The organism is Pseudomonas sp. HD57-3, assembly GCF_056113135.1.
Genome location: NZ_CM148568.1, coordinates 6,221,869 through 6,239,448 on the forward strand (window position 1 = coordinate 6,221,869; position 17,580 = coordinate 6,239,448).

A 17,580-nucleotide genomic window follows, 5' to 3' on the forward strand; every position below is an offset into this window, starting at 1 on the left:
GCCGTGCGGAACACTTTTTGCTGTCAGATGTGATCGGCGCCATTGCGTCGGCGTCATTACTGGCTCAATTTAGCGGCATCGCCTCGGAAGGCCTTCGCACTTCATGTCCTCGACCTCGTTTCGTCAGTCTTTGCGGCGCCTGTGGGCGCTGGATAAATTCAGCTACAGCGTGCGGGTGTTTATCGCCCTGACCGGCAGCATGGCGCTGTGCTGGTATCAGGATGAAATGGGGCTGCTGATCCCGCTGTTCCTCGGAATTATCGCCAGCGCCCTGGCCGAGACCGACGACAGTTGGCAGGGCCGCCTCAATGCATTGGCGGTGACGCTGGTGTGTTTCAGCGTCGCGGCGCTGTCCGTGGAATTGCTGTTCCCCTACCCCATCGTGTTCGTCATCGCTTTGGCACTGGCCAGTTTCGGCCTGACCATGCTCGGGGCACTCGGCGAGCGTTATGGCGCGATCGCTTCGGCGACCCTGATTCTTTCCGTCTACACCATGATCGGCGTGGATCAGCGCGGTGGCGCGGTCACGGACTTCTGGCACGAGCCGATGCTGCTGGTGGCCGGCGCCGCGTGGTACGGCCTGCTGTCGGTGCTGTGGCAGGCGATGTTTTCCAATCAGCCGGTGCAGCAAAGTCTGGCGCGGCTGTTCCGTGAACTCGGCTATTACCTGAAGCTGAAATCCTCGCTGTTCGAGCCGATCCGTCAGATGGACGTCGAAGCACGGCGACTGGAACTGGCCCAGCAGAACGGGCGGGTCGTCGCAGCCCTGAACAGCGCCAAGGAAATCATCCTGCACCGGGTCGGCAACGGTCGTCCTGGCTCGAAAGTCAGCCGTTACCTGAAGCTGTACTTCCTGGCGCAAGACATTCACGAACGCGCCAGTTCTTCGCACTACCCCTATAACGCCCTGGCTGATGCGTTTTTCCACAGCGACGTGCTGTTCCGCTGCCAGCGCCTGTTGCGTCAGCAAGGCAAGGCCTGCCGGGCGCTGGCCGAATCGATCCAGATGCGCCAGCCGTTCATCTACGACGCGAGTTTCGCCGAAGCCCTGAGCGACCTGCACGCTTCCCTCGAACACCTGCGCATCCAGAGCAACCCGGCCTGGCGCGGACTGCTGCGTTCACTGCGCGCACTGGCGGCCAACCTCGGCACCCTCGACCGTTTGCTCAGCGACGCCAGCAATCCCGACGCCCTGGCCGATGCCACCGACAGCAGCCTGCTCGACCGTTCGCCGCGCAACTTCAAGGACGTTTGGATTCGTCTGCGCACGCAGCTGACGCCGACCTCGCTGCTGTTCCGCCATGCCCTGCGTTTGCCGCTGGCGTTGAGCATCGGCTACGGCATGGTGCACCTGATTCACCCGTCGCAGGGTTACTGGATCATCCTCACCACACTGTTCGTCTGCCAGCCGAACTACGGCGCGACCCGGCGCAAACTCGGTCAGCGGATTTTCGGCACGGCGATCGGCCTGACGATTGCCTGGGCGCTGTTCGATCTGTTCCCGAATCCGCTGGTGCAGTCGTGCTTCGCCATCGCCGCCGGCGTGGTGTTCTTTACCAACCGCACCACCCGCTACACCGTGGCGACCGCCGCGATCACGATCATGGTGCTGTTCTGCTTCAACCAGGTCGGCGATGGTTATGGTCTGTTTGTGCCAAGGCTGTTCGATACCTTGCTCGGCAGCCTGATCGCGGGGCTGGCGGTGTTCCTGTTCCTGCCGGACTGGCAGGGTCGGCGCCTGAACAAAGTGCTGGCCAACACCCTCACCTGCAACAGCATTTACTTGCGTCAGATCATGCAGCAATACGCCGTCGGCAAGAGCGACGACCTCGCCTATCGCCTGGCACGACGCAATGCGCACAACGCTGACGCGGCACTCTCCACGACGCTGGCGAACATGCTGATGGAGCCGGGGCATTTCCGGAAGGAAGCCGACGTGGGCTTCCGCTTCCTGGTGCTGTCGCACACCTTGCTCAGCTATCTGTCAGGGCTAGGCGCACACCGGGAAACCCAACTGCCGGCCGAGGTGCGCGAACACCTGATCGACGGCGCCGGGGTGAGTCTGGCGGCGAGCATCGATGAGATCGCCCAGGGGCTGGCGAGTAAACAGCCGATTGCGATTCAGAGCGATGAGGAAGAAGCGCTGGCCAATGAGCTTGAGCAAATGCCGGACGAAATCGACGAAGGCCAGCGGCTGGTGCAGACGCAACTGGCGCTCATCTGCCGCCAGCTCGGGCCGTTGCGCACGCTGGCGGCGCACCTGATCAAAGACACAGCCGAAGATTGAGCCGCCTCACATTCCGTGCTGCCTGAGCAACTTGTCATAGCTGCCATCGGCCTTCATCGATGCAATCGCCTTGTCGAACCCGGCCACGATCTGTTCGTGCTGCGGGTTCTTCAGGCTGACCAGAATGTGCAGGCTGTTCTCGCTCAACGGCTTGGGCAGGAACTCCACCGCGCTGCGCACCTTCGGTGATTCCCGGGCCAGGTAATAGCGGGCGACGTATTCGTCTTCCAGGGTCAGCTTGACCCGGTCCGCCGCCAGCATGCGCACGGCCATGGCGAAGTTATGCACAGGGACTTTCTGCAACGCGGTGTCGGCATCGAACGGCGCCGAATAGGCGTAGCCGCGCACTACCGCAATCGGATAGGTGTGCAGTTCCTGCAGGTTGTTGTATTCGATGGGCGCGTCTTTGCGCTTGAGAAAACGCACGCGATTGAGCAGGTACTCGGCAGAAAACTGCCCCAGCTTCGTGCGCTCGTCGTTGTACCAGGCGTTGACCAGCACGTCGTAACGTCCTTCGCCAACCCCCATCAACGCCCGCGCCCACGGCACTTGCTCGTAACCGCTGGCATAACCGGCACGGGCCAGGGCTGTGCTGACGATGTCCGTCGCCAGCCCACCGTTGACCAGCGTGTCATCGGTAAAGGGCGGCCAGACGTCGAACACCAGACGCAATTTCTCCGCTGCAGCGCTTTGACCCAGCAACAGCAATCCGATCAAAGCAAAAGCTCGATGCAATCGCGGCATGCTTGAAAATCCTTAGCGGGCGGGCCGCCCGGCGTGTTTTCAGTCAAAACCCCAAGGCCCCTTACCGGCGAATCCCAGGCCCTAACATTAGCTCATTGAAGCCATTGCACAGCGCTTCCCAGCAGATTACACAAAGTACGGCGCGCCGCGATATTGGAATGATGGCATTTTGGCCTTTGTCACAGATTTCTCAGCCATACAGACATATTTCGGCGCTGCGCTTAGTATCGGGCGACGTAGTTCAAGGAATCGGAAGATGACAATCGAGTGGGTCTGCAAACATCACAGTGATCTGGGACTGGAGCAGCTGTACGCCATTTTGAAATTGCGCTCGGAAGTGTTCGTGGTCGAACAGCGCTGCGCGTATCTGGATCCGGACGGTCAGGATCTGGACGGCGACACCTGCCATCTGATGGGTTGGGACGGTGATCAACTGGTGGCGTACCTGCGCCTGCTGGATCCGGAATCCCAGGGTGGCGACGTGGTGATCGGCCGCGTGCTCACGGCGCCGGCCGGGCGTGGCAAAGGGTTGGGGCATGAAATGATGGAGCAGGCGTTGAAACAGGCCGAGAAGCGTTGGCCTGAAGTGCCGATCTACCTGTCGGCCCAGGCGCATTTGCAGGGGTATTACGGGCGGTACGGGTTTGTGGTGGCGGGTGAGGAATATCTGGAGGATGACATTCCGCACATCGGGATGCGGCGCTCTTGAGATTCCCCCTTCGCGGGCTTGCCCGCGAAGGGACTGCTCAGGTCAGGGATACTCGAGAACAGCCTTGATCTGCCGCAAATTCCGCTCGATCCACCCCCGATCAATCGCCCCCCACTCGCGAATCCGATAGCGCCCCGCATGATTGCGCGCGCCCTCTTCCTGTTCGAATTCACAGACGATATCCAGATCCGCCAGCGCCGCAATCGTGTCCTGCGCCGTGCGCCGGGGCATGCCGGTGACTTCGGTCAGCGCCGGCACGCTGCTCGCCAGGCCGCTGTCGATCAGGTACGCCACGTACAAGCGCCGGTAGAAACTGCTCTTGGTCTTGCTTACGTCCATGCATGCGCTCCGTTGTTTGATGTCTTATTGCATGTCCCGCCACGTCAGGTACACCCGCAGGTCGAACTCGACCTGGTGGTAGCCCGGCAGCATGTGCTCACATAACTTATAGAACGCCTTGTTGTGATCCGACTCCTTGAAGTGCGCCAGCTCGTGGACGACGATCATCTTCAGAAACTCCGGCGCGGCGTCCTTGAACAGCGAGGCAATGCGGATCTCTTTCTTGGCCTTGAGCTTGCCTCCCTGCACCCGCGAAACCGTGGTGTGCAGGCCGAGGGCGCGATGGGTCAGGTCGAGGCGATTGTCGAACAGGACCTTGTCGATGGCCGGGGCGTTGCGCAGGTATTCCTGTTTCAAGTCCAGCGCGTAGCCGTACAACGCCTTGTCGCTCTGCACATCGTGGCGACCCGGATAGCGTTGGCTCAGGTAATCACCGAGGCGGTTGTCGGCGATCAATTGGCGCACCTGATCCTGCAGATTCGCGGGATAGGCCTGGAGGTATTTCAACGCAGTCATGGGGCGGCACGGGTCATGAAAAGGCCGCCAGTGTAGCGAATTCAACCGGCCAACGCGCTCCAGTCGAACGGCTCGGTAAAGCGTGCGGTGTCCTCGGCGACCAACGGCCGCGCCACCAGGAAGCCTTGCACGTACTCGCAACCATGGGCTTGCAGCCACTGATATTGCTCGACGGTTTCAACGCCTTCGGCAATCACCAGCAAGCCGTATTCCTTGCACAGGTCGATGACCGTGCGCACTAGCGAAGCGTCGCGAGACGAGTCCGGCAATCGGGCGATCAGGTGCCGATCGAGTTTGAGGGTATCCAGTTCCAGATCGCGCAGATGCGCCAGCGAGCAGGACCCGGAACCGAAATCGTCCAGCGCCACCCGCACCCCGAGATTGCGTAGCAGCTTCAGCTGTTTGCGGGTCTCGTCCGGATTGATCGTCAGCGCCTCCTCGGTCACTTCCACTTCCATCTGGTGTGGCTGCAAACCATGGCGCTCCAGCACCTGGCGCAATTCAGTGACCAGATTTGGCAGGCCGAACTGGGTGTTGCTCAGGCTCACGCCGATGACCAGATCTTTGGAAAACTCGGACTCCCAGGCCTTACGCTGCCCGGCGCTGCGGTGATAGATCCAGCTGCCGAGCCGGCTGATCAACGTCGCCTCCTCCAGCAACGGCAGGAACAGCCCCGGCGGCACGTCGCCGACGCTCGGGTGTTGCCAGCGCAGCAGGGCCTCGAAACCACGAATCCGGCCGTCGCCAATCGCCACTTGCGGCTGGTAGACCAGATTGAAATCGCGGTTCTCGATGGCGTTGCGCACGCTCTCTTCCAGCATCAGCCGTGAGCGCGCGCGGCCGTTCATTTCATGATCGTAGAAGCGATATTGCTGACGCCCGGCACGCTTGGCTTCGTACATGGCAATGTCCGAGGCGCGCATCAAACCGTCGAGGTTGTTGCCGCAATCCGGGTAGGTGGCGATGCCGATACTCGCGCCCAGAGCGATATCGAGCCCTTCGATCTGCTGACAGATCGACACCCGTTCGATGAGCTTTTCGGCGATCTTCGCCGCTTGTTCGGGGAATTCCAGATCCAGCAGCGCAGTGAATTCATCGCCGCCCATCCGCGCCAGAATGTCGAATGGCCGCAGGCAGGCTTTCAATTGTTCGGAGACCCAGCGCAACACCCGGTCTCCGGCATCATGGCCGAGGGAATCATTGACCCTCTTGAAGCCGTCGAGATCGAGGTACATCAGCACCCAACTGCTGTCCGTGCGCTCGCCACGCAACAGCAGATTTTCCACAGTCTGGTAAAAACCCCGGCGATTGAGCAGCCCGGTCAGCGGGTCGGTGACCGCCTGAAATTCCAGCTGTTGATGCAGATGGCGCACCACCGACATGTCCAGCACCGTCACCACCATCGCGTGCTGTTCACTCGGCAGCGGCGCGCAGGACAAAGCCACCGGCACTTGCTGCCCCGGCGCGGTACGCAGCAACGCGTCGTGTAAGCGCAACGTCTCGCCGCGTTTGTAACTGGCATAAAACTCGGAATCGGCCCACAGCGGAATGTGGGGTTTCTGCAGGAAATCGAGAAACTCCTGCCCTTCCAGCTCCTTCACTGGCGCATTCAGCAACCGGGAAATCGCCGGGTTGGCGAAGCGAATCAAGCCATCCTCGCCCAGCACCAGAATGCCTTCGGCGGCGTTATCCAGCACCGAGGCATTGAAGGCCCGCGCCGATTCCAGATCCTGACTCAAGCGCTGCAAGGCCCGGCGATTGCGCTGGTGCTCCAGCAACGCCTGGACTTTCGGTTTGAGAATCTGCGGATCGAACGGTTTGAACAGGTAATCCACCGCGCCGCTGGCGTAGCCCTTGATCACGGCGTCCTGGGACTGCTCGTTGGCGGTGAGGAAAATGATCGGGGTCAGGCGCGTGCGCTGACTGCCGCGCATCAGCCGCGCGACTTCGAAACCGTCCATGCCCGGCATCTGCACATCCAGCAGCACCAGATCGACGTCGTGCTCGAGCAGCAGGCTAAGGGCTTCGAAACCGGAAGCCGCGGTCATCACCTGCCAGTCCTGGCGCTGCAGCAACGCGCGCATGCTGATCAGATTTTCAGGGTAATCATCAACGATCAAAAGGACTGAGCTGCCTTCACCTGGCTGGGGTTGCGCGCATTCCATGCTGCTTCTCTTGTCGGGACATCTCGTGTCGGGGCATCTCGGATCAGTGTTCCGGGCGGTTTCTCGTGAAAACCGTACAGTCACTGAGCCTTCACTCTAGTCCGGGATCTGTAAAAGCAATAGCTGTCATCCAGCCATCATTTAACCAAACCGATAGGCAGCCGACTAACGGTCACCGCTGAAGCCCCCGAAAACCGGGAAAGGTGGCATTTCGACAGGATGTTGACGCCAATCATCCGCCAGACGGCCGTTAACAAAAAATCCCTCTACGCTTATAAAGGCCGCCCCCAAGACCCGCGAGCTAGAGCTTCTGGCACGCGCGTGCAACAGCAAGAGAGTGGAAGAACCGACATGATCGACCTCGCAACCTGGAACCTCAGCGTTCCCGTTGGCAGCCCGCCCTACACCGTCGAAACCTCCAAACTGGTGAACGGCTTCAAGGATCAGTACTTCCATTCCGACACCGGCACCCTGTTCTTCTGGTCCCCGGTGACCGGCTCGAAAACCGAAAACGCCATCTACCCGCGCACCGAACTGCGCGAAACCTACAGCAACGGCACCTTGCGCAACTGGTATTACCCGGACGCCGACAACCTGCTGCGCGCGACCCTCTCGGTCAACAAGGTGCCCAGCTCCGGCAAGATCGTCATCGGCCAGATCCACGCCTATGAAAGCCAGAAGCCGATGCTCAAGCTTGAGTACCAATACAAAGACAAAACCGAGACCGGCAACCTGGTGATCAAACTGCGCACCCATCCGGATCAGGACGAAAGCCGCGTCATCACCCTCGCCACCGGGATCAAACTCAATCGCGAATTCAACTACCTCATTCACCTGAGCCCCGGCGGCGCACTGGGTGTGAGTGCGGCCGGGTATCAGTGGGATTCGCAGATCAGCGCAACGTGGCGCAACAAACCGCTGTATTTCAAGGCGGGTGTGTATGTGCAGGACAACACCGGGTACACCAGCGAAGGTGGGCAGGTGACGTTCAGCAAGCTGGACATCGATCACGATAAATAGCGGTGGCGCGCACGTTTAAGGCCGCTGTTTAAAGGCAGTGCGCGTAACGTCCCGAAGCCTACAACGGCTTGCGTCGCTGCCTACCGGTACGCCAGAATCCGCCGGCTTGTGCGCCTGGAGGGCCATCGGTAACTTGATTCGGGTCACTGATTCGCAGTGATCGGGTTTAGTAGCCCGAGGGTTCGCGAGGCGTATTTGCACTCCAGAAAGTGAGATATCTCGATATCTGCGCTTGATGGTAGCTGTACGCAGGGCGCTTTCGGGCGCGCCGGTTCGCGTCTCCCCGGTCTACTAACCTGCGTTCAGCTGCCACCCCATCGTTTAGTAGCGATCCGGTGTCGGCTCCATTTCCCGGAGACGAAACATGATTCAATCGACGCCTCATCCGCCGGTCACAGACCCGGCCTCCCCCTACGATTCCATCGACCCCAAAAAACTCAACGAAGCCGCCGAACGCGCCCTCGACCATTACCTCTGCCCCGGCGCCCGCATCATGGCCACGGTCAACGAACCCGACCGCATGTACTTCGCCAATCCCGCCTACAACACCGAATCCCTGTTGGCCAACGCCAGCGAAACCCTCGGCTCCGCCAGCGAAATGCTCAACAACTTCGCCGCCACCCTCGCCCCAGCCGACCGCAAAACCGCGATAGGCATTGCGCAGTTGGTGATGCTTGGAGAACTCGCGGTGAATCAGGCGCTGGATCACGTCGAGCCATAAGTGTAATCGGCGACTGGCCGGAGCAACTCATCTACAACAAAACCCGCCACTGGCGGGTTTTACCAGCAAAAACGCAATTGGGCCCAATTGCTCACAAAACGAAAAGCTCCAGCCATCAAGCGCAATCAATAATTAAAAAAACAGGCGTACGTTGGTAACTAAATAGAATTACATAAATACCAAAAAAACATAAAAAACTGTCAGATCTTACAGTTGCTGAAAACCTTATAAACACAAACCATAGGCTCACATCCAGATGACAACTAAGAGTGGACAGATTTATTTATCTGCCGATCGCAAAAAAACCATATAAGCATCTGTCAACTCTGAAAGATGCTTATATATACAGGAATCTAAATTCACCTACGGGACATTAAAAAATTTGCAAAACAACAAACTGATATTTTTCCGAATGATGACAGGAGAATGAAAATGAACAGCAAACTTTACGCAAATCAGGGCTGGCAAAACGTCGGCCGAACTCCCTCGGAAGGGCGCCTATTTGCTGACGGCATGTGGTGCTTCAATACCAGCGAACGCACGGCTCGCTCCTGCAACAGTAACGGTCAGGGTAATACCGGGAACTACTACATCATCAAAGTCGAAGGCGACAGAAGTTTCCCCTACTCCGGCCCCAATGCCAAATGCGGCCAGGCGTTGATCCGTATCGGTAACAACGGCAGCGTGGAATCACTGGAACGCAACAGTTATTTTCTGGGCGGCGAAGATTTGTGGATGCAAATCAACGACAACGATATCCAAAACAATGATGGGGCACTGGACCTGAGATTCGTGTCCAAAGTTGAGTCGGATGCTACCGGTCAGCGCTTGGAACCAAAAAACTCGTACGGCGACCCACTCGGCACTCAGTACGACGCGAACGGCCTCAAGCTCTCCGGACAATAAAAAGAGTAATAAAAAGGGACAGATTTATTTATCTGCTGTTCGATTAAATTAATCTGCCCCCCGCTTTACTTTAGTTTTAACTCAGACGACAGGTATCAAATACGCGTCGTGCCGACTGGCTTTCGCTTCATTCCTGAGCCGACGGAGTCATTCAGTGCCACTACCCGCCCCGCATCCCATTCCCGCTGCATATCAGCAAACAACTCGCCATTCACTCGCGCCTGATGATTCGCCAACGCTTGAGTCATCGCCTCGGCGATCCGCTCGATGATCACGGATGGCTTCTCCACTGAGCAATGCTTGCGACCAAACTCGATCAGCTGCTGGCGATCCGGATAGGTTTTCACCTTGTTCATCTTGATGGCCAACGTGCGATCAACCAAGGAGCGGCCTGATTTGGGATTGTAGTTTTCGTAAACGGTTGTGGTGGTGACATCGAAAACGGGTGCCAATTGCACGGTTTCCAGAGCTTCTGGATGGGTATAAATCACGCCGAAGTTCTTTAGATGCGCATCCCCGTTTCGAACCATGACCGAAAGGCAGACCGAAGCGAAAAAACGCTCCAACTCTCGAAGCGCATCACCATGCCGACAGACCTGGCCAATCACGGCCGCGAGAGTTTCGTAGCTCTGCGAATACTTGTAGTTGTCATGGGGATCCTTGTTGAGTCCCAACAGAACGGCCATGTCTTCAAACCCGAGCCGACCGGCCTCGGTCAGGTCAAAGCGCTCCATCACAAACAAATCGCCGTTTTCGGACAGCCAGAACGGTGGTGTTTCCAGCCCTGCGAGACGAGCCGCTTCCAGGCAGAGAAATTCGTTCTGAGCCAGATGTGCGTACTCATCCGCGCCTGACTTGACGATCAGGTCGGAGCTGAGCATGGTTTTTCGATTGCCGGTGAGCTTGTCCAGGTCCGGAACCAGCACCTTGGGCTGTACACCTGAAATGCCCGACTCGAAATAGGTGTCGACCAGAAACTCGAAAACGCCCTGCGAAACATCGGCAGACAGGATCTCCTGCAATCCGACTTGCGCACGCACGGATACCGGAGTTTCTATCGGATTCTGGTAGGTGAGGCGCCCGATCTGGTTCCCGCCGATAACAGATAACAGGCGCATCTCATCGACTTGCATGTGCTTGGCCATCCGGCGCTTGATCTGATCCGCCAGAAACCCTTCAGGCACATTCATATCGAAGATCGGATGCAGCACGTTGCTCACCGAGGGCGTCGGATCATAGGGCATGACCAGAGAGACTTCCCTTGTTGCATCGGCGGTTTCATAGGCAAAAGAAAACTGCGATCCCCTGGACAACTCGCCGGAGAAGCCTTGCGGCGTGGTGACGTTGAGCCTTTTGACTTTACTCATCGTGCTCTACCAGATCGGCCAGGGATTTGAGATCAATGCGGTTATCGACAATTTCCAGTGCCATGCCCAGCGCTGACAACACCCTGAACGCGGTGTAGAGCGCGACATTCTCGCCGGCCTCAAGGTCAATGATGGTTTTGCGGCTGCATTTGGCTCTGTGGGCCAATATCGCTTGGCTGTAGCCTTTTGCCCGACGCAATTGCCGAATTCTTTCACCGAAAACAGCGGGATTGGGGAGCAGCATAAATGTCACCCATATGGGACTTTTTAAAATCTAGAATCGATTATGTCCGTTATGGGTGACATTTCAAGCGCCTTACGTCAGTCGACTGCTTGATAAAACTCCAGGCAAAAAAAACCCGCCTCACGGCGGGTTTCTTTCAAATCAGCTAAACCCCCAGTCTCAATTGACCTTGGCGTTCAACTCACCCTTCAGATAACGCTGATACATGCTTTCCAGCGAGATCGGCTTGATCTTCGAAGCGTTGCCGGCAGTACCGAAAGCTTCGTAACGAGCGATACATACATCGCGCATCGCCTTCACGGTTTCGCCGAAGAATTTACGCGGGTCGAATTCGCTCGGGTTGGTGGCCATCAGGCGACGCATGGCGCCGGTGGATGCCAGGCGCAGGTCGGTGTCGATGTTGACCTTGCGCACGCCGTGCTTGATGCCTTCGACGATTTCTTCAACCGGTACGCCGTAGGTTTCTTTGATGTCGCCGCCGTACTGGTTGATGATCGCCAGCCACTCTTGTGGAACCGACGAGGAACCGTGCATCACCAGGTGGGTGTTCGGGATGCGTTTGTGGATTTCCTTGATGCGGTCGATCGCCAACACGTCACCGGTAGGTGGCTTGGTGAACTTGTAGGCGCCGTGGCTGGTGCCGATGGCGATGGCCAGGGCATCAACCTGAGTCTTCTTGACGAAGTCAGCGGCTTCTTCCGGGTCGGTCAGCATCTGGCTGTGATCCAGAACGCCTTCGGCGCCGATGCCGTCTTCTTCACCGGCCATGCCGGTTTCCAGCGAACCCAGGCAGCCCAGCTCGCCTTCTACCGATACGCCGCAGGCGTGAGCCATGGCCACGGTTTGTTGGGTCACGCGAACGTTGTATTCGTAGTCGGTCGGCGTTTTGCCGTCTTCGCCGAGGGAGCCGTCCATCATGACCGAGCTGAAGCCCAGCTGGATCGAGCGCTGGCAGACGTCAGGGCTGGTGCCGTGGTCTTGGTGCATGCACACCGGGATGTGCGGGAATTCTTCGATTGCCGCCAGGATCAGGTGACGCAGGAACGGGGCGCCGGCGTATTTGCGGGCACCGGCCGAAGCCTGAACGATCACCGGGGAGTCAGTCTTGTCAGCGGCTTCCATGATGGCGCGCATCTGCTCAAGGTTGTTGACGTTGAAGGCTGGAACGCCGTAGCCGAACTCGGCTGCGTGGTCCAGCATCTGGCGCATGCTGATAAGTGCCATTGTGTGTGTCTCTCCCGGTTTGGGTCGTTAATCGTGCCAGCCTGCCGGAGCGGCGGCGGCTATTCAAGTGATTGCAGATCGGGGGTTGAGGCCCGGCCTGGTGATTCGATAAAGCAAATTCTGTTTTATTCGGCTTTGCAGCCCCGACCGATCAGATCATTGGTGGCGACCCAGTAGACCAGGCCTTCCTCACCTTTAATGTGAAACGCCAGCATGTCGTCGCTGTACAGCGCACCCGAGGCACCCGGCTCTTCTTTCAGGCGATAGACCTGATCGCCGCCGCCCAGGCGCACATCGACTTCCTTGCGGGCGGCATCGGTGAAGCGCCACAGCACCTTGGCCTGGCTGTCGCAGGTCCAGGTGGTCCAGTTATCCACAGGGGCGGACGACTGGAACGGGTTCCACTGCGCGCAACCACCCAACAATCCCAGTGCCGCAACGGCGATCAAGCCTTTCATCCGTGTTCCTCGACCGGCAGCGCACGCCGCCGGACTTGAGTAAAGAGTCAGACCGGTCAAGGACAACCATGTTCCTTGGCCGGGGTTTGCGTCTCGTACTTGTCCAGACCGTCCGGGCCCGAGCGCTTGTTCAGCACCGGGTTGGTTTCGGCCTGCCAGTCGGCCTGGTAGCAGCCTTTCTGTGCCTCGCCGGGTGCCGGTGTCGGCTCGGCCTTGGGGTTACTCCCGCAGGCCGCCAGCGTACCGGTCAGCAACAACAGCGCTAACGACTTGACCATCTGAACACTCCTTTGCCTGGCCAATCGGGCGGCCTCAGGCCTTGGCCCGGCTTTCCAGGACTTCAACGGCCGGCAGCACCTTGCCTTCGACGAATTCGAGGAACGCGCCACCGCCGGTGGAAATGTAGGAGATCTTTTCAGCCACGCCATATTTATCGATGGCGGCCAAGGTGTCGCCACCGCCGGCAATCGAGAACGCCGCGCTTTCTGCGATGGCTTCGGCCAGCACTTTGGTGCCGTTGCCGAACTGGTCGAATTCGAACACGCCGACCGGACCGTTCCACAGGATGGTTTTCGACGACTTCAGCAGTTCGGCGAAGTTGGCCGCGGTTTGCGGGCCGATGTCGAGGATCATGTCATCGGCAGCGACGTCAGCGATCAGTTTCACGGTCGCTTCAGCGCTCTCGGCGAATTCCTTGGCAACCACCACGTCGACCGGCAGCGGCACGCTGACCTTGGCGGCGATGGCGCGAGCGGTGTCCAGCAGGTCCGGCTCGTACAGCGACTTGCCGACCGGGTGACCAGCCGCAGCCAGGAAGGTGTTGGCAATGCCGCCGCCGACGATCAGTTGATCGCAGATCTGGCTCAGGCTGTTCAGCACGTCGAGTTTGGTCGAGACCTTGGAACCGGCAACGATGGCCGCCATCGGCTTGGCCGGGGCGCCCAGGGCTTTGCCCAGTGCGTCGAGCTCAGCGGCCAGCAGCGGGCCGGCAGCGGCGACCTTGGCGAACTTGGCGACGCCGTGGGTCGAACCTTCGGCGCGGTGAGCGGTGCCGAAAGCGTCCATCACGAACACGTCACACAGGGCGGCGTATTGTTGGGCCAGTTCGTCGGCGTTCTTTTTCTCGCCCTTGTTGAAGCGCACGTTTTCGAACAGCACGATGTCGCCGGCCTTGACGTCAACGCCGCCCAGGTAATCAGCCACCAGCGGCACTTCGCGGCCCAGGGCCTTGCTCAGGTAGTCAGCGACAGGCTTGAGGCTGTTCTCGGCAGAGAATTCGCCTTCGGTCGGACGACCCAGGTGCGAGCAGACCATCACGGCCGCGCCTTTTTCCAGGGCCAGCTTGATGGTCGGCAGCGAAGCCAGGATACGCGCATCGCTGGTGACAACACCGTCCTTGACTGGGACGTTGAGGTCTTCGCGGATCAATACGCGCTTACCTTGCAGATCGAGGTCGGACATCTTCAACACGGTCATGGGTCGCACTTCCTACGGTTTTTTTGAAGTCGCTGTTTGCAGATAGTGTTCTGCAACATCCAGCATTCGGTTGGCAAAACCCCATTCGTTGTCGAACCAGGCCAGGATGTTCACCAGCCGTGGGCCGGAAACGCGGGTCTGACTGGCATCGACGATGGCCGAATGTGGGTCATGGTTGAAATCACAACTGGCGTGAGGCAATTCGGTGTAGGCCAACAGACCTTTGAGCGGGCCGCTGGTGGCGGCGTCGCGCAGGATCCGGTTGACCTCGCCGGCGTCGGTGTCGCTCGCGGTCTGCATCGTGATGTCGAGGCAGGACACGTTGACCGTCGGCACGCGTACGGCTTTGGCCTGAATTCGCCCGGCAAGTTCCGGCAGCAGGCGCTCGATACCACGCGCCAGACCGGTGGACACCGGGATCACCGACTGGAACGCCGAACGGGTGCGGCGCAGGTCTTCGTGGTGATAGGCGTCGATCACCGGCTGATCGTTCATCGCCGAGTGAATCGTGGTGATCGACACGTAATCCAGGCCGACCGCCTGATCCAGCAGCCGCAACAGCGGCACGCCGCAGTTGGTGGTGCAGGAGGCGTTGGACACCAGCAGTTCGTCGCCGGTCAGGCAATCCTGATTGACGCCGTAGACGATGGTGGCGTCGACATCCGCCTCGCTGGCCATCGGCTGCGAAAACAGCACACGCGGCGCGCCGGCGTCGAGGAAACGCTGGCCGTCTGCGCGGGTGTGGTAGGCGCCGGAGCATTCGAGCACCAGATCGACGCCAAGCGACGCCCAATCGATGCCTTCGGGGGTGGCACTGCGCAGGACCTTCACGCAGTCGCCATTAATATGCAGACAATCGCCGTCGACCTTCACTTCGCCGGGGAACCGGCCATGAGTGGAGTCGAAGCGTGTCAGGTATTCGATGCTGGCCATGTCGGCCAGATCGTTGATCGCGACAATCTCAAACCCGGCCTTTTCGCCTCGCTCGAACAACGCACGCAAGACGCAACGACCAATCCGGCCGTAGCCGTTGAGTGCAACTTTGTAGGGACGCGGTTGAGGCATGGGGTTCTCGATTACCGTGGTGTATCAGTCAAAGCGATGTTGCCTGACCGACCGCCATCGCGGGCAAGCCCGCTCCCACAGGGATCTACATCGCCCATGTGGGAGCGGGCTTGCCCGCGATGGCGTCAGTTAAGACGACACCTGATCTGGATCAGTCTTCCAGCAGCTCTTCAGCCTGACCCAGGATGTTTTCCAGGGTGAAGCCGAACTCTTCGAACAGTGCCGAAGCCGGAGCCGATTCGCCGTAGGTGGTCATGCCGATCACGCGACCTTCCAGACCCACGTACTTGAACCAGAAGTCGGCGTGGGCCGCTTCGATCGCGATACGCGCACCGACCTGCAACGGCAGGACCGATTGCTTGTAGCTGGCGTCCTGAGCGTCGAACGCGCTGGTGCATGGCATGGAAACCACGCGCACCTTGCGGCCCTGCTCGGTGAGTTTGTCGTAGGCCTGAACGGCCAGACCGACTTCCGAACCGGTCGCGATCAGGATCAGCTCAGGCTCGCCTGCGCAGTCCTTCAGCACGTAACCACCACGACGGATGTCGGCGATCTGGCCGGCATCACGGGTCTGGTGCTGCAGGTTCTGACGCGAGAAGATCAGCGCCGAAGGGCCGTCCTTGCGCTCCAGAGCGTTTTTCCAGGCCACGGCCGATTCAACGGCATCGGCTGGACGCCAGGTGTCGAGGTTCGGCGTGCTGCGCAGGCTGGTCAGTTGCTCGATCGGCTGGTGCGTCGGGCCGTCTTCGCCCAGACCGATGGAGTCGTGGGTGTAGACGTGGATCACGCGCTGCTTCATCAGAGCGGACATGCGCACTGCGTTGCGGGCGTATTCCATGAACATCAGGAAGGTCGCGCCGTAAGGCACCAGACCGCCGTGCAGGGCAACGCCGTTCATGATGGCGGTCATGCCGAATTCGCGCACGCCGTAGTACATGTAGTTGCCGCTGGCGTCTTCGGCGCTGACGCCTTTGCAGCCTTTCCACAGGGTCAGGTTGGAACCGGCCAGGTCAGCCGAACCGCCCAGCACTTCCGGCAGCAGCGGGCCGAACGCGTTCAGGGCGTTCTGGCTGGCTTTACGGCTGGCGATGGTTTCGCCTTTGGCAGCAACGTCGGCGATGTAAGCGTCAGCCTTCTCGGAGAAGTCGGCCGGCAGCTCGCCGCTCAGGCGACGGATCAGTTCGTTGGCTTCGGTCGGGAACGCGGCGGAGTAAGCAGCGAAACGCTGATCCCACTCGGCTTCGGCGGCGCGGCCTTTTTCCTTGGCATCCCACTCGGCATAGATGTCGGCCGGGATTTCGAACGGACCGTGGTTCCAGTTCAGCGCCTGACGGGTCAGGGCGATTTCCGCGTCACCCAGCGGGGCGCCGTGGCAATCTTCCTTGCCTTGCTTGTTCGGCGAACCGAAACCGATGGTGGTCTTGCAGCAGATCAGGGTCGGCAGCGGGCTCTTGCGAGCCGTCTCGATGGCGGTCTTGATCTCTTCCGGATCGTGACCGTCGACGTTGCGGATCACTTGCCAGTTGTACGACTCGAAACGCTTCGGCGTGTCATCGGTGAACCAGCCTTCGACTTCGCCGTCGATGGAGATGCCGTTGTCATCGTAGAAAGCGATCAGCTTGCCCAGGCCCAGAGTGCCGGCCAGGGAAGCGACTTCGTGGGAAATGCCTTCCATCATGCAGCCATCACCCAGGAACACGTAGGTGTGGTGGTCGACGATGTTGTGGCCAGGACGGTTGAACTGTGCGCCCAGTACCTTTTCAGCCAGGGCGAAGCCCACGGCGTTGGCCAGACCCTGACCCAGCGGGCCGGTGGTGGTTTCAACGCCCGGGGTGTAACCGAATTCCGGGTGGCCCGGGGTGCGGCTGTGCAGTTGACGGAATTGCTTCAGGTCGTCGATCGACAGGTCGTAGCCGGTCAGGTGCAGCAGCGAGTAGATCAACATCGAGCCGTGGCCGTTGGACAGCACGAAGCGGTCACGGTCGGCGAACGATGGATTGGTCGGGTTGTGCTTGAGGTAGTCGCGCCAAAGCACTTCGGCGATATCTGCCATACCCATAGGGGCACCGGGATGGCCGCTGTTGGCTTTTTGCACGGCATCCATGCTGAGGGCACGAATGGCGTTGGCACGCTCACGACGGCTAGGCATCGCTGATCTCCTGGGTGTGAATAGATTGAAACGGAAAAAAGGAGGGCATTTTCCCTCACCCGAGCGCCTCGGGGCAATGACAGATAGTCATCCGGAGGCGTTTTTCCCATGGATAACATCGGTTTCGGTTGGTGAAACCTTTCCGCTGTTCGTTTGTAGAGTTAACCGGGCGGTGAGAAGTGCAATCGAA

At 59.4% G+C, this 17,580-nt stretch carries 17 protein-coding genes; 5 read left to right on the plus strand and 12 right to left on the minus strand.

The genetic code is table 11. From position 1 onward, the window contains the following. The first annotated feature begins 103 nt into the window (after window positions 1-103). Window positions 104-2,287 carry a YccS family putative transporter gene (gene yccS / locus AC0R79_RS28270; RefSeq protein WP_474732562.1) on the plus strand — a complete coding sequence of 728 codons (2,184 nt, stop codon included), beginning with the start codon at window positions 104-106 and terminating at the stop codon, window positions 2,285-2,287. Window positions 2,288-2,293: 6 nt separating this feature from the next. Here the strand turns inward: yccS and AC0R79_RS28275 are convergent, their stop codons facing one another. Further along, window positions 2,294-3,031, minus strand: a complete 738-nt coding sequence (locus AC0R79_RS28275) for a substrate-binding periplasmic protein (protein ID WP_474732563.1) — start codon at window positions 3,029-3,031, stop codon at window positions 2,294-2,296. A gap of 256 nt (window positions 3,032-3,287) precedes the next feature. On the opposite strand from AC0R79_RS28275, the gene AC0R79_RS28280 reads away from it, so the two are divergent. Beyond that, the gene (locus AC0R79_RS28280) at window positions 3,288-3,740 is read left to right on the plus strand and encodes a GNAT family N-acetyltransferase (RefSeq protein WP_011336314.1); all 453 of its coding nucleotides are present in this window, start codon (window positions 3,288-3,290) and stop codon (window positions 3,738-3,740) included. A gap of 42 nt (window positions 3,741-3,782) precedes the next feature. On the opposite strand, the gene AC0R79_RS28285 is transcribed toward AC0R79_RS28280, so the two are convergent. The 3 genes from AC0R79_RS28285 to AC0R79_RS28295 are packed head-to-tail and all read right to left on the minus strand — an operon-like array spanning window position 3,783 to window position 6,760. Next, window positions 3,783-4,079, minus strand: coding sequence for a winged helix-turn-helix domain-containing protein (locus AC0R79_RS28285; RefSeq protein ID WP_007894945.1), 297 nt, complete (start codon window positions 4,077-4,079; stop codon window positions 3,783-3,785). 24 nt (window positions 4,080-4,103) lie between these two features. Continuing rightward, window positions 4,104-4,595, minus strand: a complete 492-nt coding sequence (locus tag AC0R79_RS28290) for a M48 metallopeptidase family protein (RefSeq protein WP_007959720.1) — start codon at window positions 4,593-4,595, stop codon at window positions 4,104-4,106. Between the two features lie 41 nt (window positions 4,596-4,636). Then, window positions 4,637-6,760, minus strand: a complete 2,124-nt coding sequence (locus tag AC0R79_RS28295) for a putative bifunctional diguanylate cyclase/phosphodiesterase (protein ID WP_085608895.1) — start codon at window positions 6,758-6,760, stop codon at window positions 4,637-4,639. A gap of 351 nt (window positions 6,761-7,111) precedes the next feature. Here AC0R79_RS28295 and AC0R79_RS28300 point away from each other — a divergent pair, with 351 nt between their 5' ends. The 3 genes from AC0R79_RS28300 (at window position 7,112) to AC0R79_RS28310 (ending at window position 9,407) form a co-directional block, all read left to right on the plus strand. Beyond that, window positions 7,112-7,780, plus strand: a complete 669-nt coding sequence (locus tag AC0R79_RS28300; RefSeq protein WP_007959711.1) for a polysaccharide lyase family 7 protein — start codon at window positions 7,112-7,114, stop codon at window positions 7,778-7,780. Window positions 7,781-8,144: 364 nt separating this feature from the next. Beyond that, complete coding sequence (locus AC0R79_RS28305; protein WP_474732564.1) at window positions 8,145-8,501, plus strand: DUF6124 family protein; 357 nt, start codon at window positions 8,145-8,147, stop codon at window positions 8,499-8,501. Between the two features lie 432 nt (window positions 8,502-8,933). Then, a complete protein-coding gene (locus AC0R79_RS28310) occupies window positions 8,934-9,407 on the plus strand; it encodes a hypothetical protein (protein ID WP_474732565.1) in 474 nt (157 codons plus the stop codon). 95 nt (window positions 9,408-9,502) lie between these two features. Here the strand turns inward: AC0R79_RS28310 and AC0R79_RS28315 are convergent, their stop codons facing one another. From AC0R79_RS28315 to tkt, 8 genes are all read right to left on the minus strand, one after another. After that, window positions 9,503-10,774: a type II toxin-antitoxin system HipA family toxin gene (locus tag AC0R79_RS28315; protein WP_127800340.1), complete on the minus strand. Its 1,272-nt coding sequence runs from the start codon at window positions 10,772-10,774 to the stop codon at window positions 9,503-9,505. Further along, a complete protein-coding gene (locus AC0R79_RS28320; protein WP_102619726.1) occupies window positions 10,767-11,018 on the minus strand; it encodes a helix-turn-helix transcriptional regulator in 252 nt (83 codons plus the stop codon). The genes AC0R79_RS28315 and AC0R79_RS28320 overlap by 8 nt, the downstream gene beginning before the upstream one ends. A 159-nt stretch (window positions 11,019-11,177) precedes the next feature. Further along, window positions 11,178-12,242: a class II fructose-bisphosphate aldolase gene (fba, locus tag AC0R79_RS28325; RefSeq protein WP_007959708.1), complete on the minus strand. Its 1,065-nt coding sequence runs from the start codon at window positions 12,240-12,242 to the stop codon at window positions 11,178-11,180. Window positions 12,243-12,367: 125 nt separating this feature from the next. Next, window positions 12,368-12,700, minus strand: a complete 333-nt coding sequence (locus tag AC0R79_RS28330) for an MliC family protein (RefSeq protein WP_011336325.1) — start codon at window positions 12,698-12,700, stop codon at window positions 12,368-12,370. Window positions 12,701-12,756: 56 nt separating this feature from the next. Continuing rightward, the gene (locus tag AC0R79_RS28335) at window positions 12,757-12,978 is read right to left on the minus strand and encodes a hypothetical protein (protein WP_007959706.1); all 222 of its coding nucleotides are present in this window, start codon (window positions 12,976-12,978) and stop codon (window positions 12,757-12,759) included. 34 nt (window positions 12,979-13,012) lie between these two features. Then, complete coding sequence (locus AC0R79_RS28340) at window positions 13,013-14,176, minus strand: phosphoglycerate kinase (RefSeq protein WP_011336326.1); 1,164 nt, start codon at window positions 14,174-14,176, stop codon at window positions 13,013-13,015. Window positions 14,177-14,188: 12 nt separating this feature from the next. After that, on the minus strand, window positions 14,189-15,241 hold the full coding sequence (epd, locus tag AC0R79_RS28345; RefSeq protein WP_179693422.1) for an erythrose-4-phosphate dehydrogenase: 1,053 nt from the start codon (window positions 15,239-15,241) through the stop codon (window positions 14,189-14,191). Window positions 15,242-15,392: 151 nt separating this feature from the next. Beyond that, window positions 15,393-17,390 (minus strand): transketolase, encoded by a 1,998-nt coding sequence (tkt, locus tag AC0R79_RS28350; RefSeq protein ID WP_474732566.1) that lies wholly within the window; start codon window positions 17,388-17,390, stop codon window positions 15,393-15,395. Window positions 17,391-17,580 lie beyond the last annotated feature (190 nt).

Coding starts and splice junctions, on each gene's coding strand:
- yccS (WP_474732562.1), top strand. CDS start 104: ATGTCCTCGACCTCGTTTCGTCAGTCTTTGCGGCGCCTGTGGGCGCTG.
- AC0R79_RS28275 (WP_474732563.1), bottom strand. CDS start 3,031: ATGCCGCGATTGCATCGAGCTTTTGCTTTGATCGGATTGCTGTTGCTG.
- AC0R79_RS28280 (WP_011336314.1), top strand. CDS start 3,288: ATGACAATCGAGTGGGTCTGCAAACATCACAGTGATCTGGGACTGGAG.
- AC0R79_RS28285 (WP_007894945.1), bottom strand. CDS start 4,079: ATGGACGTAAGCAAGACCAAGAGCAGTTTCTACCGGCGCTTGTACGTG.
- AC0R79_RS28290 (WP_007959720.1), bottom strand. CDS start 4,595: ATGACTGCGTTGAAATACCTCCAGGCCTATCCCGCGAATCTGCAGGAT.
- AC0R79_RS28295 (WP_085608895.1), bottom strand. CDS start 6,760: ATGGAATGCGCGCAACCCCAGCCAGGTGAAGGCAGCTCAGTCCTTTTG.
- AC0R79_RS28300 (WP_007959711.1), top strand. CDS start 7,112: ATGATCGACCTCGCAACCTGGAACCTCAGCGTTCCCGTTGGCAGCCCG.
- AC0R79_RS28305 (WP_474732564.1), top strand. CDS start 8,145: ATGATTCAATCGACGCCTCATCCGCCGGTCACAGACCCGGCCTCCCCC.
- AC0R79_RS28310 (WP_474732565.1), top strand. CDS start 8,934: ATGAACAGCAAACTTTACGCAAATCAGGGCTGGCAAAACGTCGGCCGA.
- AC0R79_RS28315 (WP_127800340.1), bottom strand. CDS start 10,774: ATGAGTAAAGTCAAAAGGCTCAACGTCACCACGCCGCAAGGCTTCTCC.
- AC0R79_RS28320 (WP_102619726.1), bottom strand. CDS start 11,018: ATGCTGCTCCCCAATCCCGCTGTTTTCGGTGAAAGAATTCGGCAATTG.
- fba (WP_007959708.1), bottom strand. CDS start 12,242: ATGGCACTTATCAGCATGCGCCAGATGCTGGACCACGCAGCCGAGTTC.
- AC0R79_RS28330 (WP_011336325.1), bottom strand. CDS start 12,700: ATGAAAGGCTTGATCGCCGTTGCGGCACTGGGATTGTTGGGTGGTTGC.
- AC0R79_RS28335 (WP_007959706.1), bottom strand. CDS start 12,978: ATGGTCAAGTCGTTAGCGCTGTTGTTGCTGACCGGTACGCTGGCGGCC.
- AC0R79_RS28340 (WP_011336326.1), bottom strand. CDS start 14,176: ATGACCGTGTTGAAGATGTCCGACCTCGATCTGCAAGGTAAGCGCGTA.
- epd (WP_179693422.1), bottom strand. CDS start 15,241: ATGCCTCAACCGCGTCCCTACAAAGTTGCACTCAACGGCTACGGCCGG.
- tkt (WP_474732566.1), bottom strand. CDS start 17,390: ATGCCTAGCCGTCGTGAGCGTGCCAACGCCATTCGTGCCCTCAGCATG.